Annotated in this window: 14 protein-coding genes; 5 read left to right on the top strand and 9 right to left on the bottom strand. The window is 43.5% G+C overall.

The annotated features are described in order from the left end of the window. The first annotated feature begins 181 nt into the window (after positions 1-181). The 3 genes from E0485_RS06655 (at position 182) to E0485_RS06645 (ending at position 3,376) form a co-directional block, all read left to right on the top strand. Positions 182-1,111 carry a carbohydrate ABC transporter permease gene (locus tag E0485_RS06655; RefSeq protein WP_132417408.1) on the top strand — a complete coding sequence of 310 codons (930 nt, stop codon included), beginning with the start codon at positions 182-184 and terminating at the stop codon, positions 1,109-1,111. Then, positions 1,108-1,932 (top strand): carbohydrate ABC transporter permease, encoded by an 825-nt coding sequence (locus E0485_RS06650; RefSeq protein ID WP_132417206.1) that lies wholly within the window; start codon positions 1,108-1,110, stop codon positions 1,930-1,932. The genes E0485_RS06655 and E0485_RS06650 overlap by 4 nt, the downstream gene beginning before the upstream one ends. 76 nt (positions 1,933-2,008) lie before the next feature. Then, the gene (locus E0485_RS06645; protein WP_165921096.1) at positions 2,009-3,376 is read left to right on the top strand and encodes an ABC transporter substrate-binding protein; all 1,368 of its coding nucleotides are present in this window, start codon (positions 2,009-2,011) and stop codon (positions 3,374-3,376) included. A gap of 88 nt (positions 3,377-3,464) precedes the next feature. Here the strand turns inward: E0485_RS06645 and cydC are convergent, their stop codons facing one another. The 5 genes from cydC to cidR form a co-directional block, all read right to left on the bottom strand. After that, positions 3,465-5,204, bottom strand: a complete 1,740-nt coding sequence (gene cydC, locus E0485_RS06640; RefSeq protein ID WP_132417205.1) for a thiol reductant ABC exporter subunit CydC — start codon at positions 5,202-5,204, stop codon at positions 3,465-3,467. After that, positions 5,201-6,931 carry a thiol reductant ABC exporter subunit CydD gene (cydD, locus tag E0485_RS06635; protein WP_132417204.1) on the bottom strand — a complete coding sequence of 577 codons (1,731 nt, stop codon included), beginning with the start codon at positions 6,929-6,931 and terminating at the stop codon, positions 5,201-5,203. Before cydD ends, cydC begins: the two co-directional genes overlap by 4 nt. Beyond that, positions 6,931-7,947: a cytochrome d ubiquinol oxidase subunit II gene (gene cydB, locus E0485_RS06630; RefSeq protein WP_132417203.1), complete on the bottom strand. Its 1,017-nt coding sequence runs from the start codon at positions 7,945-7,947 to the stop codon at positions 6,931-6,933. The genes cydD and cydB overlap by 1 nt, the downstream gene beginning before the upstream one ends. After that, on the bottom strand, positions 7,947-9,338 hold the full coding sequence (locus tag E0485_RS06625; RefSeq protein ID WP_132417406.1) for a cytochrome ubiquinol oxidase subunit I: 1,392 nt from the start codon (positions 9,336-9,338) through the stop codon (positions 7,947-7,949). Before E0485_RS06625 ends, cydB begins: the two co-directional genes overlap by 1 nt. A gap of 299 nt (positions 9,339-9,637) precedes the next feature. Further along, a complete protein-coding gene (gene cidR / locus E0485_RS06620) occupies positions 9,638-10,531 on the bottom strand; it encodes a cidABC operon transcriptional activator CidR (protein WP_132417202.1) in 894 nt (297 codons plus the stop codon). A gap of 118 nt (positions 10,532-10,649) precedes the next feature. Here cidR and E0485_RS06615 point away from each other — a divergent pair, with 118 nt between their 5' ends. Both E0485_RS06615 and E0485_RS06610 read left to right on the top strand, forming a co-directional pair. After that, positions 10,650-11,021, top strand: coding sequence for a CidA/LrgA family protein (locus tag E0485_RS06615; RefSeq protein ID WP_132417201.1), 372 nt, complete (start codon positions 10,650-10,652; stop codon positions 11,019-11,021). Further along, entirely contained in the window at positions 11,018-11,698 is a 681-nt protein-coding gene (locus tag E0485_RS06610) for an LrgB family protein (protein WP_132417200.1), read from the top strand. The genes E0485_RS06615 and E0485_RS06610 overlap by 4 nt, the downstream gene beginning before the upstream one ends. Before the next feature lies 1 nt (position 11,699). Here the strand turns inward: E0485_RS06610 and E0485_RS06605 are convergent, their stop codons facing one another. From E0485_RS06605 to E0485_RS06590, 4 genes are read right to left on the bottom strand one after another with little or no spacing between them, the layout of a single operon-like run. After that, positions 11,700-12,938 (bottom strand): sensor histidine kinase, encoded by a 1,239-nt coding sequence (locus tag E0485_RS06605; RefSeq protein WP_132417199.1) that lies wholly within the window; start codon positions 12,936-12,938, stop codon positions 11,700-11,702. Between the two features lie 5 nt (positions 12,939-12,943). Then, a complete protein-coding gene (locus E0485_RS06600; RefSeq protein WP_132417198.1) occupies positions 12,944-13,633 on the bottom strand; it encodes a response regulator transcription factor in 690 nt (229 codons plus the stop codon). A gap of 2 nt (positions 13,634-13,635) precedes the next feature. Further along, complete coding sequence (locus E0485_RS06595) at positions 13,636-16,092, bottom strand: ABC transporter permease (protein ID WP_132417197.1); 2,457 nt, start codon at positions 16,090-16,092, stop codon at positions 13,636-13,638. 16 nt (positions 16,093-16,108) lie between these two features. Next, a complete protein-coding gene (locus tag E0485_RS06590) occupies positions 16,109-16,789 on the bottom strand; it encodes an ABC transporter ATP-binding protein (RefSeq protein WP_132417196.1) in 681 nt (226 codons plus the stop codon). Positions 16,790-16,936: the final 147 nt, after the last annotated feature.

Genomic DNA, 16,936 nt, shown 5'->3' with positions numbered 1-16,936 from the left:
CAGCTTGCTGTTTTTAAATTCCACATTATAGTTGACACTACTAATTAATTACTTGTATGATAATACCAAGTTTGTAAATGTGATGGAGACCAAGAAATTCACATTAACAGCAGTGCTATTTAGCATTGCATTGATGTGGATTATTGGTCTCCCTTTGTATGAAAGGGGAAATTTTATGTCCATGCCACAAAGCGCTCTTAGCCGCACCAAAAATGAAAGCGCTTTATCAAAGAAACGAAGAAACATCGGCGAAAATGTTCTTGCTTTATTATTCCTAGCACCATCCTTGTTCCTATTTATCGTATTCCTCTTTTATCCTATGTTGAAATCAATATATCTGAGTATGACCCTCACGGACCCGCGCGGCAGAGTTGTTGAATTCGTCGGGCTCGATAACTTTATTGATCTGCTATCATCGGATAAATTCTACTCCAATTTATCTGTATCTCTCTTATTTATTTTGCTCACTGTCCCTACCTCAATCATTTGGTCCTTGCTCCTAGCCGCTTTCACACATAACAAACTTCGAGGGATGAAAATATTTCAGTTTATTTTCTCGCTTCCCATCGTCATTTCAGTAGGTACAGGATCGATCATCTGGCTCCTACTCTTCCACCCAACAGCAGGTATGCTGAATTACTTCCTAAGTCTCGTCAATATCTCAGCTATTCCATGGCTCACAGACCCCGCTTGGGCGCTTATATCGATTTCCCTAATGACCATATGGATGAATATGGGCTTCCTGTTCATCGTGTTATCTAGCGGACTTCAGGGAGTTCCTGATGAAATCTATGAGAGTGCCAAAATTGATGGCTCCGGCCCAATCCGAACGTTTGTCCAAATTGTTCTGCCCTTACTAACGCCGACCCTATTTTTTGCGCTCATTGTATCGGTTATTAATGCCTTCCAGACATTCGGCCAAATTCATATTCTGACCAAAGGCGGTCCGATCGATTCAACGAATGTTATCGTCTATTCCATCTATCAGGATGCGTTTATTAACTTCCGATTCGGTACAGGAAGCGCTCAGGCGTTAGTGCTCTTCGTCATTATTCTGACCTTAACCGTCATTCAATTTAAAGTTCTGGAGAAGAAGGTGCATTATCAATGATCGCGAGAAGACTACCCCAATATCTGCAATATTTGCTGCTGTCCCTATTGTCGCTTGCGGTACTGTATCCGCTGATTTTCACCGTACTATCATCCTTTATGACCGAGCAGGAAGTGTCTAATTTTCCACCAGCTATCATCCCTTCCCAGCTATATTTAGGGAATTTCCAGCAAGCCATAGAGGGTTTTCCTATCGTCAGGTTTATCCTGAACAGTTTTATTGTTTCATCAGCCATTATGATCAGCCAAGTAATTACATCCTCGCTGGCTGCGTATGCGTTCTCTTTCTTAAATTTTAAATTGAAAACTTTGCTATTCACACTATTTCTAGCCACGATGATGATTCCTTGGGAAGTTACCATTATTCCGAACTATCTCTTAATCAAGGATCTACAGTGGATGGATACCTATCAAGGACTAATCGTTCCTTTTATGGCAGGTGCCTTTGGCGTGTTCCTGCTCCGTCAATTCTTTATGCAGCTGCCTGGTGAGTTATTTGATGCGGCTAAAATCGATGGCTGCGGGCATATCCGCAACTTCATCTCTATTGTGCTTCCGCTATCCCGTCCCGCACTCGCTACACTGGCGGTATACGTCTTCCTAACGCACTGGAACCACTACTTGTGGCCTTTGCTTATAACGAATTCCCCTTCGATGAGAACCGTGCAGATCGGGGTTGCCATGCTGCAGCATGCTGAGGTGATGTCATGGAACTTGATTCTGGCAGGTGTCACGATTGTGCTGTTGCCATCTTTTATCCTGCTGGCATTCGGGGTTAAACAGCTAGTCCGCGGAATTACGGCAGGAGCAGTGAAAGGCTGACCATTGATGATTCGCCTGTTAACCGACAGGCTGTCATATAGTTTCATTCTATGTTAACAATGAGAGGGGATCCAAAATGAAGAAAACAAGATTACTTAGTCTATTTGTAGCCATAATGATGCTGTTCTTATCTGCATGCAGCGTCAATATGGGAGGGGGTGAGAAGAAATTAGATCCAACTTCAACACCAGGATCAGCAAGTACGGGTGGCACGAAGAATGTAATCTTCTGGCATGCAATGGGTGGCGGGACTACGAAGGTTGTAGATCAACTCGTTGCAAATTTTAATGCTTCGCAAGATAAAATCAAAGTTGAGGCAGTCTTCCAAGGTACATACGACGACCTGCTCAGCAAACTCAAAGCATCTATGGGGACAAACGATGGTCCTACCGTCGTCCAAATGTACGAGATCGGCAGTCGTTTTATGATCGATTCCAAAACAATCACTCCAATGCAACAATTCATTGATGCTGATAAATGGGACGTAAGTCAGCTAGAGCCTAACATCGCTGGATACTATACATTCAATGGAAAATTAAATTCCATGCCATTCAACACATCGAATCCGATTCTTTACTATAACAAAAACATCTTCAAAGAAGCTGGTCTAGATCCAGAAAAACCGCCAACAACTTATGAAGAAATCAAACAAGCTGCAACTGCTATTACCAAATCTGGTAAAGCAACAGGTGCAAACTTTGCGATCTACGGCTGGTTCATGGAGCAATTTTTTGCCAAGCAAGGTGCTGAATACGTCAATAATGGTAATGGTCGTACGGAGCTGGCAACGGAGTCACTTGTAAATTCCGAAGCTGGTATCAAAACACTGACTTGGTGGAAGGATCTCATTGACACCAAAGCTGCCAATAACCTTGGACGTAAAACAGATGATTCCAAGAAAGCATTTGCTGCAGGTCAAGTGGGCATGATTCTGGATTCTACTGCAGCGCTCAAAGGAATCGTTGACAGTAGTACAGGTAAATTCGAAGTCGGAACGGCTCCGCTTCCAAGACCTGCTGATTCCAAAGATGGCGGCGTAATCGTAGGTGGCGCAAGCTTGTGGATGATGAACAACCGTCCTGATGATGAGCAGAAGGCTGCTTGGGAATTCATTAAATTCTTGACTACGCCTAAAGAGCAAGCATACTGGCACATTAACACAGGCTACTTCCCAATCACGCCAAAGGCATATGATGAGGATAGCGTAAAAGAGAACCTCACTAAATTCCCGCAGTTCAAAACTGCCATCGATCAATTGCATTCTACGAAGCTGAACACTGCAACTCAGGGGGCCGTCATGGGCGTATTTCCGGAAGCAAGACAAATTGTTGAAGGAGCGATTGAAGAAGCTCTGAACAATAAGAAGTCGCCGAAGGATGCCTTAGATGCTGCTGCCAAAGAAATCAGCTCCAAGATTCAGCAATATAACAAAACGGTTAAGTAAGGTTTAGTACGATTAAATAAGAAGAAACCTTTCTTTGGAGTAAGTGCTGTTGCACAATCTCTCCAGAGAAAAGGTTTCTTTATTTATTCTACATCTCCATCGGTCGATCCAATTGATACAATTGCCGATATCTTGCTTCTCGTTCCATCAACTCATCATGCGTTCCTCTTATGACAACACGACCATTTTCCATGAAGATGATCTCATCCATATGCTCTGCACCGATCAAATGATGGGTAATCCATATGAGAGACTTGCCCTCCAGATTGCGGAAGATAGTCGAGAGGAGATCTTTCTCCGTACGCGGATCAAGTCCAATTGTTGGCTCATCTAGAATCACGACAGGCGTATTCTGCAGCAGAATACGTGCGAGGGCGATCCGTTGACGCTCCCCGCCTGAGAAGCGCTGGCCTGTTTCCAGCATTCTCGTTTCATACCCGGAAGATAACGATTGGATCAAAGCATCCAGCTTCACTTGTTCGGCAGCTCGATGGATCTCTTCATCCGAAGCATCCATATTTCCTAACCGAATATTATTAGCTACTGTCGTATCGAACAAATGCGGACTCTGATTCAGAACCGAAATAATAGACGGTATATGCTCCCCATAGGCATCGGCTGGCATTCCGTTAATTGTAACAAGACCGTTGCTTGGTGCTAATGCGCCTTGTATCAACTTCAGCAGCGTCGATTTCCCCGCCCCGCTCCGACCAATAATCGCGATCTTCTTACCTTGCGGAATATCTAAGGAGACATTATCGACTGTAAGTTGTCCTGCATCATACTGAAAGCAGACCCGCTCCAATTGGATATGAGCTTCCTGTCTTGCTTGCTGAATCGCTTCATCATGAAGTGATGTATGTGTTTCGCTTGCAGCATGCTCACTCATGCTTTTCAATCGCTGCAAGGAATCCTGATACCTTGGTATTCGATCAATTGCTTCTGATACAGGCAGGAATGCATCCATCAGGGAGAACACAACGAGTACAAATGCTGCGACTAAAGGTACGTCAATCTTACCATTCTCTACAGACTGTCCCGTCCAATAAATCATGGAAACGACTGTTGCTCCAACGATAAATTGTCCAATGAAAGTCCGCCATCTCGCCCAGCTGCTCAATGCTCTTTCTGCACGTGCAACCTCTGCCTCATCAGACTCATAGGTTTGGACGAAATGTGTCTGTCTTCCGCTTATAACCCAATCATTCATGCCGAGTACGGCATCCGTCAGCTTCTGATATAAGCGGCTGCGCTTCTGCTTCGATTGTCTCTGCTTATTCTTGGTAAACCATAACGAGACGACAGGCAGAACAACTACTAAGATGAAGACATAAAGCGCCATAAGCAGCGCAAATTGAAGATCAAACAATCCTAAAGCAATTATAGCAATAGCATAGAGTACAAGCGCTACTATACTAGGAAATATCGTACGTAAATAAACATTTTGAAGATGCTCGATATCATCTGCCAGTACTCCCAGAACGTCTCCTGTGCGGAAGCGTGAACGAATAAACAGAGCTTGCGGTTCAAGAATGCCATACAAGCGAACACGCATTTTGGCAAGAATTCTGAGTACTGCATCATGTCCAACAAGTCTCTCGACATAATGAACGAACGCTTTGCCAATACCAAAGGTTCGAACGAGCACGATAGGTACGTATACCATTAGAATGTTCTCAGGTCGAAGTGCCGACTTTGAAATAAGAAAGCCCGATGTAAACATAAGGGAAGCCGCACTTAGAACCGTGAGTGTCGCTATCGTCACGATCACAATGAAACGTCCCAGATGTGCGCGTATATAGGGAAGAAGCCATTGTTCTTTGTTCACTGTAATCCCTCCATTTGCGACATCATCATGTTATAGTAAATGCCTCTCTTCGCAACCAATTCCTTATGCGTACCTGTCTCGGCGATCTGTCCTTGGTCAATCACGATAATCCAATCCATATCAGCCATCCAGTGCAAACGATGTGTTGCCAGAATAACGAGCTTATTATCAAATAACGGAAGCATCGTCTGCTTAAGCTCATATTCTGTCTCGATATCCAAATGAGCCGTCGGTTCATCTAGCAAAATAATCGAGCGCTTGCTCAGCAGTGCTCTAGCCAACGCTACACGCTGCTCCTGACCACCACTGAGCGTGCGTCCTCCGTTACCGATCAACTCATCGTAACCGTTCGGCAAACTTGCAACCAGCTCATCAAGTCCAACTGCCTTAATCACTTCAATCACATCTTGAGTCGAGGCTTCAGGGGTATAGAAGCGAATATTCTCTAGCAAGGAAGCACTGTAGAGATAAGGGCTTTGGGGAATATACGTTGTCTGCTGCTGCCAAGCTTCGCCCGATAGAGACTGTACCGTATACCCATTAAGCTCGATACGACCCGATGTCGGACGTAAGAAACCACCAAGCACATCGATAAAAGTAGATTTACCGGCTCCACTTTCACCAACGATTCCAATTTTATTTAATCCCTTGATCGCAACAGATGCCTGCGATAGGGAAGACTTTTCTTCTTGATCATGCTTCACCATAATTTCGTGTAGAACGAGTGAACTGTCCTGCGTCCAGTTCAACTCCTCTGGACGAATACCTTGCATAGATGCATCCTCTACAGGATGATCAATAATCGACTGCATCGCAGCTCCTGCTTCCTTGCCATTCAATGTTGCGTGATAATCGGACCCGACTAGTCGAACAGGCAAGAAATATTCAGGTGCAAGAATCAGAATCGTAAGCCCTGTTACGAGTGTCATTTCGCCATTAATTAATCGCAGCCCCAAGCTTACCGCCACCATCGCAACCGATAGCATCGCGAAGAAATCAAGGGCGAATGAGGACAAGAATGCAACGCGCAAAGTACGCATCGTCGCTGAACGATAAGCATGACTCACACCCTCTATCGTACTCTGATGGCTACGACTTAGACCTAAGAATTTCAGTGTCTCCAGACCACGTAGCGAATCTACAAAGTGATTGGACAAAATTCGATAGGACTTCCACTGCTGATCCATTTGCTTACGTGCAGCAAGACCGATCAAGATCATGAACACAATGAGAATCGGCATCGTAACGGCCAGAATAAGGCCAGCCGTCATATCCTGTAAGAAGATATAAGCGAGAACAATGATCGGTATGATTGAGGCGCCAACCATTCGCGGAATGATCAGTTCGAGATAAGTACGGAAATAAGTGACACCTTCAAGCGCTAATGTCACTAGATTGCCCGTCCCTTCCGTTCTGGCATAACGCGGCCCGAGCTGAAATAGCTTATCCAGCAATTGTTTGCGGATCGTCGTTCCTGTCATTTCAGCAAATTGATAAGACAGCTTCGTCATTATCAGGTTAGCCAAATGGCGAATCATAAAAGCAAGCAGGAACAACGCGGTTGTTCCGAATTGTTCCTGCAGTGGCTCACGGGCAAAAAGGGCGGAAATCACTTCCGCCAGCCATTTTGCCTGATACAGTATGGTAACACTTTGCACTAGCGTAATGATCGTAACGTATAGGAGGACTCTCTTAACCCCTTTGTAGCCAAGCAAGTCTTTACCCATTAGTATTCCAAATGCTCCTTCTCACTAAGGCGTTTGCCAAATACAACATAACTCCAAATTTGATAGCCTAATACGAATGGCAGCAGCGTTAAGGCAACGATTGTCATCACCTTTAAAGAGTATGCGCCAGAGGCTGCATTATCAATCGTTAGGTTGAAAGCTTCATCCAGTGAGCTAACCATTACACGCGGGAATAGCCCGATAAACACGGAGGCAACAGAAAGTACGATCATCGCACCTGTCATCCCAAATGCCCAGCCATCTTTCTTCTTCGACATGAAATAGTAAGATAGAATTAAGGCAATTACAACAAGAGCAATAACTGGATATAGAATAGCTCCACGAACTTCAAATGCATCTGTTACAAAGTAGGTCATGATGACAAATGCAACTAGCAGAACACCCAACGGAATAATAAGCTTCTTCGCCATTGAACGTGCACGGTTATGCAAATCGCCCATCGTACGAAGGGAAGCAAACATCAGACCGTGTACAAGGCAGAGAACAACAATTGTAACCCCTAGTAGTACTGAATATGGATTTACCATATCCCATAAGCCTGCATGCATTTCCATATCTTTATCAATTGGCAAACCTTGAATCGAATTCGCAAATACGACACCGAACAGGAATGGAGGCACTAGGCTTCCGAAGAAGATCGCCCAATCCCAAGTTTTTGTCCAAGCTGGACCTTTACCTTTGCTTCTGAATTCAAAAGCAACAGCACGCCCAATCAAGGCAAGCAATACGAATACGAGTGGAACATAGAATCCGCTGAATAAGGTTGCATACCAGTTCGGGAAAGCCGCAAACATGGCGCCACCAGCAGTAATTAACCATACCTCATTTGCATCCCAGAAAGGACCAATTGAATTAATGAGCAAACGACGTTCATGATCATCACGCGCCAAGAACTTCGTGGCCATACCAATACCAAAATCAAATCCTTCCAAGAAGAAGAACCCTACGAATAAGACTGCAACAAGTAAAAACCAAAGCTCTGGTAGAGTCATGATTAATGTCCCCCCTTAGTAAATGGATCAATTGTAGTGGAAGCAACAGGGTGAGCTCCGTTTGGCCCTTTTTTGATTTCACGAACGAACAAGAAGATCGTTATAATTAATAGAATCAAGTAAATAGTAGAGAAGCTAATGACAGAGAATAATACTTCTCCACCCGAAACGCTTGGTGAAATCGAATCTTCTGTTCGCATATGTCCAAATACAGTCCATGGCTGACGTCCTATTTCTGTCATAATCCAGCCTGCCGTGTTACCAATAAACGGAAGCGAGATCGCACCGACCATTGCACGCAAGAACCATTTGTTCATCTGATCCAATTTCTTGCGCATCGATAGATAGATTCCATACAGCGCTAGTACAATCATAATTGATCCTGCTAGTACCATGATCCGGAAGCTCCAGAAAGTTGTTTTTACCGGTGGTATGTAATTACCAGGACCATACTCTTGCTCATATTGCGCTTGGAGCTCATTCATCCCGATAACTTCACCCGAAAATTTACTATAGGATAAGAAACTTAATAGATAAGGAATTTTTAGCTCAGCAGAGTTCTCTTTCTTCTCTGTGTCAATCATTGCAAATACAGTCCAAGGTGCAGGATCACTACTTGTATCCCACAAGCCTTCACTTGCCGCCATTTTCATTGGCTGTGTATGAACCAGGTATTGCGCCTGCTGATGACCATACAGGGCTGTACCCATGGACGCTAAAAACGCAACAATGATCGCGATTTTAAACGATTTTTTAAAGAATTCAACATCTTTTTTCTTAAGCAATTGATATGCCGAAATCCCTGCGATCAGGAATGCACCCGTGGAGAACGCCCCCAGAATCGTATGCGGGAATTCCACCCAGACTTGACCATTGCCTAGTAGAGCAAAAATATCATTCATCTGCGCTCGACCATCAACAACCTCAAAGCCTACAGGTCTTTGCATGAAAGAATTGGCTACTAGAATCCAGAACGCGGATATCGTTGTACCAAACACAACGAGCCAAATACATGCTAAGTGAACTTTCTTGGACAGCTTTTCCCACCCAAAAATCCATAATCCAATAAAAGTAGATTCCAAAAAGAATGCTAGTAAAGCTTCGATGGCAAGTGGAGCACCAAATACATCCCCTACAAATCTGGAGTAATCTGACCAATTCATACCAAATTGAAATTCTTGCAAAATACCAGTTACAATACCTACCGCAAAGTTAATAAGGAAAAAATGTCCCCAGAACTTCGCCATTTGTTTGTACTTTTCGTCACCTTTGACTACATACATCGTTTCCATGATGGCAATTAAGAGCGCTAGCCCAATTGACACTGGAACAAAGAAAAAGTGAAAAATAGTTGTTGAAGCAAATTGAAGCCTGGATAGAAAAACTACGTCCAACATTTCACATACCTTCTTTCTCTCGTAGCATCAAGCTGTTATCTTGACTGTTATTAAGGGTAAATAAGAATTTCATGTGTATAAGAATCATTATTGATACCCATGAGATATAATGTCAGATTTCCCTCCTTAATCATGTGATTTATATCACAATATATACGAAACCTTTCATATTCACAATAGAATTCGCCTAATAGTCACAAAACGGTAGAACATATTTGACAAATTAGTAAACATCACACTATTGCCACAATGTTGTGTTACCACACAGGAAAAATGTATTACGCTGGAAGAATCCGTTATTCGTATTTTTCATTCAACAGTGTGCGCGTGAACCTAATCCATTCCTGCGTCGCATACGAAACATACCGATCTTTTCTCCATATAATGGCAAGATGCCAAGGGATTTCAGGTTCAACGATCGGCAGAACCCGCACATGCTCCTCATCAAGCTCCGCACAGATCGTCTCTGGCAATAACGCAATTCCTAGATTAGCGGCAACCATTTCACTAATAAAATCCCATTGAGAGCTTTCGCATATAACCCGCGGCTTAAAACCCACCCGAATACATTCAGCTGGAATTCGATCATGCAGGGCAAAATCTTCGCGAAATAAAATAAACGACTCCTGAGCTAGTTCAGCTAGCCTGACTTCTTTCCGCTCTGCTAACGGATGAGTCGGGTGTATGAGCAGCTTAAGCTGTCTTTTGACAAAAACGAATGAATGAAAAATATCTGCTTTAGTAGGCAATACAGCCACCCCAATGTCTAAGACACCATTCTCAATATCCGCCTCCACCCGCTTAGCACCAACCTCCACCAGCTCCACCGTAATATCCGGATACGCTTCCCGAAACTTGCCAATTACCTGAGGAAAGAACCTTGAACCGACCATCGGCGGCAATCCAATCCGAATATGACCTTTCTTCAATTTACGGAGATCATCCAGTTCAGAGGATAGGTTGTGAAAAGCCATCACGATATGCTTGGCCTGCGAATAAATAACCTCACCCGCATCTGTCAGCACCACACGTTTACCTGACCGATCGAATAAAGCAACTCCTAGCTCATCCTCGATATTACGCACCATTTTGCTAATCGTCGGCTGTGTAATGTGCAGCGCTTCTCCTGCTTTGGTAAAGCTTTTATATTTTGCAACCTCCAAGAAATATTCCAAATGACGTATATCCATGCGCTTCCTCACCCTTCTGATTCAACTATAGATAACATGCATGATTCTAATTCTATATATGTATTTTACCTATAACAAGAGATTCATTATACTGGTCAAAGATCAGGAGGTCGACAACATGTCCAGACTACTTAAAATAATATCACAAGTGATTCTATTATCTGTCATTGCATTTGCGATGAACAGGCTTGCTGCTTGGCTTAATCTGCCAATTTCAGGGTCTATTCTTGGAATCATACTCGTGTTTACCTTGTTAAAATGTAAAATCATCCGACTGAGCTGGATTGAGGAAGGCGCAAACTGGCTGTTAGCCGAAATTGTGCTATTCTTCATTCCGATTGCAGTTGGCATTATGGAATATAAGAATATGCTGCTGCATGACGGATTCCGCATCGCGGTTGTGATCGTCATTAGCACAGCGCTTGTTATGTCAGCTACGGGATTAATTGCACAACAGATCGTCAAAATGAAGGAGCAGAAGCAATCATGACGAAGGCAATCATATGTTTCATCGTTACAATTGGATTGTATTGCGTGGCTAAATGGGGATATAAGCGGACAGGCAAAGTTTACTTATCACCGATCATTATCGTTCCGGCCCTGCTTATCCTGATGCTAGTTTATTCGGACATTCCGCTAACGACTTATCGCGCAGGCAACAAAGCCCTCATTGATTTGCTTGAACCTGCAACGATTGCGTTCGCTATTCCACTATATAAATATTTTGACGTGCTTAAGAAATACGCTTTAGTCATTATAGCTAGCGTTCTTTCTGGTTCTCTTATTTCGTTGGTATCAACGGCTCTTATTGCAGGCTGGGTACATCTAAATTCGCAAATGGTTCATAGTCTTGTACCGCGCTCCATCACAACGCCTATTGCCATGGGATTATCGGAGCAAATCGGAGGTTCACCTAGCATTACGGCTGCTATCGTCATTATAACTGGATTATTCGGCAGTATTGTAGGACCGTTCATCATCCGTAAATTAAAGATCCACAACGAAATTTCTCGCGGTGTTCTGCTTGGTACAGGCGCACACGCATTAGGTACAACCAAAGCATTTGAGGTTAGCAGCAAAGCTGGTGCGATTTCCAGTGTATCTATGATCTTAGCGGCCATGTTTACTTTTGGCATCACACCTTGGCTAGTCACTTTCATTCAATAACCTACATGACAGGGAACACAATGGTGAAAGTCGTGCCTTTGCCTCGCTCACTTTGCACGTCAATATAACCATAATGACCTTCAACAATCGATTTGCTGAGCGAAAGACCGATACCTACAGAGCCCGTCTTCTTGCTATTCTTCCCTCTGTAGAATCGTTCAAATATATGCGGGAGATCAGCGCGTTCAATGCCGCCTCCCTCATCGCGAATATGGATTTTATAGACCGCTGAGCCTCGCTCTAATTCAACGAACACATGTCCACCTTCGGGCGTGTGTTCGATTGCATTTTTGATCAAATTAAGCAGTGCTTCAATCAACCATTCCCGATCATGCAGCATGATGGACTCCGTTTTCGTGATGACTTGCACGTCCACCTTATGTTTCTCCGCCATACCGTGCAGCAACTCAGTACTCGCCTGTACTGTCTGGTCTAACCTCCCTTTGGTGCGCTGGAATTGAATAGCCCCCACATCCAGCTTAGCCAGCTTAAGAAGGCTCTGAATGAGCCAGTTCATCCGCTCTAGCTGCTCCTCACTATTCTGAAGAAACATACGCTGTTGTTCTTTTGTCAGCGGCCGCTCTGCCAGAATTTCGGTATACATCATAAGAGAAGCAAGCGGAGTCTTCAATTGATGGGAGATGTCTGACATTAAGCGAACGAGAAATTGCTTCTCTTTGGTTAAATCATGAATATGTCTCTGTATGATTAAGCGCATGCGATTCAAGCTGTGAGACAGCTTAGAAAAATCGCCTTCCTTGGTTTCAGTCATCTGCAAATTCAAGTTCCCTTCTATCACTTGATCTGCATATTGGGTTACCCTGCGGATTTTACCGAATAGAACCTGATTATATCTGTAATTGATCCCTAATAATGAGCCGATTAATAGCAAAAGACAGCAGGCGCTATAGAGGATATATCGTGGATAGACCTCCTGAAGCTGCGGGATCAACAAAGGCGATATCTGACGGTTATACCCATAAGCATTCAGAATGTTTAACCCCTCATCCATATACTGTTCATTAGACCCTTGTGTGAGAAGAGGCACAATTTCCTTTTCAAGCTCTGGGTGCTGATGAAGTACAGTCCCTACAAGCGAACCGCTTAACTCCACATAATTTTGTTTCAGTTCATCACTAATAGACCACAATCCTGCGATCGTCACACTTGAGAATAGCAGCAGGATGATGGCAAGAATCAGGGTATGCTTCTTAACTTCTGGATTAGCAAATACGCTCATTTGAATTACTCCCTTGCAACACGTCTATTCCACTTGTAGCCAAGCCCGCGCTGTGTAATGATATACTCTGGTTGAGCAGCGTCTTGTTCGATCTTTTCACGCAACCGCTTGATGTAGACGGACAATGTATTATCTTCAAAAAATTCTCCGCCTTCCTCCACAAGTTTATTGAAAATCTCATCTCGGCTTAGAACCGTTTCGGGGTGGTTCATGAAAATAAGCAGTAATCGATACTCTTGCGCTGTCAGCATAATTTCATGTCCACTTTTCTTCAGAATCGCTCGGTTAACATCGAAGGTAATATTCCCGCTTATTAGCAGATTACCGCCTTCTCGCTTCACCTTTCTTCGCAATATCGCTCTTATACGGGATAATAACTCACGTACACGAAACGGCTTCGTAATATAGTCGTCTGCGCCTAAATCAAGTCCCAGCACGACATTCACTTCATCATCCACCGCGGTTAAAAAGATGATCGGCATATCTGATTTCTCACGTATATATTTGCAGATGTCGTACCCATTACCGTCTGGCAAGGTAACATCCAGCAATGCTAAGTCGAAGTCCTCCTGATCCAGAACCTGCTTGCATGTCTCTACTAGCGTGACATGCCTCACCTCATAACCTTCCTCCTTAAGCGAGAACTCAAGACCGAGAGCTAGCGAAGCATCATCCTCTAGCAATAAAATCCGCATATTTAGGACTCCCCTTTCAATAAATCCATTAAGTTGTTCGTTTTAAGCGATCGCAATGCAATATGTGCAGCCATATACCCTACTAGGGTCGCTCCGACAAGGGCTTCTATAAGAGTTGACCATAAGATCCATCTACCCGTGCCTCCTAAATCAGATGGTGTTATCGTGATTAGTTGGTACGTTAATGCTGCACCCATGAGACCGCTAATGATGCCATATAACACACCTTCTCGAATAATCATAGCTCTGACCCCTTTATGCGCCATTCCGATGGACTGCAGTAACGCTAGTTCATGCCGTCTAACTAGAATATTCATCATCAGCGTATTCAACATGTTCAAACAACTAATCAATACAATCACGGTTACAAATCCGTAGATCATGACTAAGGTTTGCAAAGTGACAATAGCCCGTTCACGTTTCTCCTGTAAATTATTTACAACCGAAATGTTCGGATCTTTCTCCACCCGATCCTCTAGCAATTGCATGACATGAGGTAAATGCGCCTTATTTGTCAGAATAAGTTCAATGCTCCTCATATCCATTAACATGTCTTCGTTTCCTAGCGATTCATCGGCGCTTAACTGATCATACAATGGACGAGGAACGATAATCTCAGGGTATGTAACCTCCCCGCGTATAACTGCAAGGACCTTTACCTTAAGTAACTCAGATGAAGTTAGGCTTGAATTATTCATGGGGTATTCTGTTCTCCTAAGGAATAATTCATCTCCTGTGTGAATGATGGAGCCACCAAATTTGATTTGTCCTACAATAATAACACCATCAGTAGAACCATTCTTTAATGCATCCATATCGCCTTCAATCAGCTCGCGCTGAAGCCATGGTATATTGCGTTCATCAAATAAACTTACCCCGCCATGTATAGCATAATGCTTCTTCTGATCTACTTCCACCTCATCTCCCCTTGTTATGTCATTGCCTTTCGCCACGATAGGGCTTGGCAAGATAACTTGAATACTAGACTTGGTATAATTCAAATTGTACGCTTGTATTTCATCAATATCCCGCAAGTCATTGACCAAATTAGCCATATTCGAATTGCGATTGTCATCATTATAAATGGTGATATCAGCCTTACGGTTAATAGGAGACTCATAATCGATTAGACGGGCTATAATCGTAAACGTCCCGAATAAGCTGACACTTAAGGCTAACGAGAATATCGTGGCCCAGAACCGCCTCTTGCTTCTTTTGATACTGCGGTAAACGAGGATGTTTTCGATGCTAATCAATCTGGATAATTGTCGTTTCAACCCTGCAAACCATCGCCTGCGCCGATTATAGGAATTAAACTTACGAATACCTGCCAGCGGCAAGATTCGACCTGCCGAACGAACAGGCAACCACACCGACACATAGATAGCACAACCACTAATGACAGTGCTTAGCAATAAAATTAAGGGCGATATGATAACTCGAATATGAAGTAAAGAATAGTCTCCACCTTCATAGAACAGTTTGAAGATGAAAGCTACAAGCCACACTGCGCCTACACCAAAAAACAAGCCGAGCGGAATGCCTATCAAGCCGAGCAGAAAAGCTTCATACATCACCATGTTCCGAACATGCTTTCTAGTCGCCCCAATGGCACGCAGTAATCCGAAATGCTTGATCCGCTTAGCTACACTAATTTGAAAGATGTTATAAATAAACGCAATTGCTGCAAGAAGCACCAAAAAGCTTGGGATGATATAAATCACAGCATAATCGCTGCTAATATACGATTTCCCTCCCCAGTTTCTCTGCAGTTGAGTAATCAGCGAATGGTTCGTTTTAATACGATCGGAAGGGACCAATTCCTCTAACTGTCTCAAGACAGCATTCAAATCTCCCTGTTCCTTAACCTCTATCAGCATTCCAACGGTTGTTTCCGTTACTTGAGGTACAAGCCTGAATACCATGAGCTGGCGATACTCAGATTCGGATTGTGAAGAACGATTCGCAACGATTTGATGAATCGCAAATGACATCTTGCTCCCATTCTGGTTTGTCAGGACAATCCGATTATCTGCTTCTATTTGCTTGCTTAGTTGAGCAGCGACCCACCGTTCCACAATGAGCCCCTCCTGCTCCTCCCCCACTTGCCTTACCATGCGGAAGGGAAGTAACAATCGGGCAGTCTCATCCATATTGACTAGTCCAAGCTTCTGCCCTCTTGGAGTCGTCAACTGCTCATAACCTAATAAGCCTACTTGCTTCACATTTAAATTCGCTTTTATCTTCTGTACGATATCAGCATTTGCTTGTTCCACTTGGATATGGTATCGACCCGATTGTTTCAACGCTATATCCAATGATTGAGCCTGTGCACTAATGATATAGGTCCCAATCGAGGTCAAAAGTGCAACAGACAGAATAATCCCGATCAACGTATATAAAGTACTCCGTTTATTGTGGAGCAAATATTGATGTGTCATCTTTGTATATATAGACATTCGCGTTTAAACCTCTCTAACTTAAGGACCTCTCCATTACAATTCTTCCATCCTCAATGGTTACAACTCGATCCGCTTGCTCCGCAATATGGGGATCATGCGTAATAATGAGCAAGGTTTGATTATAGCGCTTAGCTGATAAACGCAAAAGCTCCATCACTTCCTTGCTGCGCTGACTATCTAGGTTGCCTGTCGGCTCGTCTGCTAAAATGAACGATGGTCGATGAATGAGCGCACGTGCAATCGATACCCGCTGCTGCAATCCCCCTGATAGTTCGGAAGGATAGGCATAACGCTTATGCTCCAGACCTAATAGCTGAATGATGTCTTGATAATACGCTTCATCTACTGCCTCATGATCAAGCAGCACAGGAAGCTTTATATTCTCTTCCACATTTAAGATCGGAACCAAATTATAAGCCTGGAAAACAAGTCCAATCTTACGTCTGCGCAAAATTGCCAGTGCATCATCATCCAAGCTATAGATATGCTCCCCCTCCACTTCTACTGTTCCACTAGTAGGAAGCTCTAATCCGCCTATGATATGCAACAGTGTGCTTTTGCCTGAGCCTGAAGAACCGACTACCGCGATAAATTCACCCTTTTGAATCGTTAGGTTGATCTCCCGCAAAGCAATAACCGCACTCTCGCCTTGTCCATATATTTTGTCGACATCTGTTAACTTGATGACTTCCAAGCCGATTCACTCCACTCTTGTACATATCGTATTTCAAACCATGCTAAGTTAATTGTACTTAATAATTGGTTAAGTTTGCACTTAAATTCCTTACACATGACATGACAATTCTGTAAGCAAGTAGAAAGTTTCTGATCTATAGAAATA

Origin of the sequence: Paenibacillus albiflavus (assembly GCF_004344915.1) — a bacterium.
GTDB classification, from domain to species: Bacteria; Bacillota; Bacilli; order Paenibacillales; family NBRC-103111; genus Paenibacillus_AM; species Paenibacillus_AM albiflavus.
This window is presented reverse-complemented; position numbering and strand designations above follow the sequence as displayed.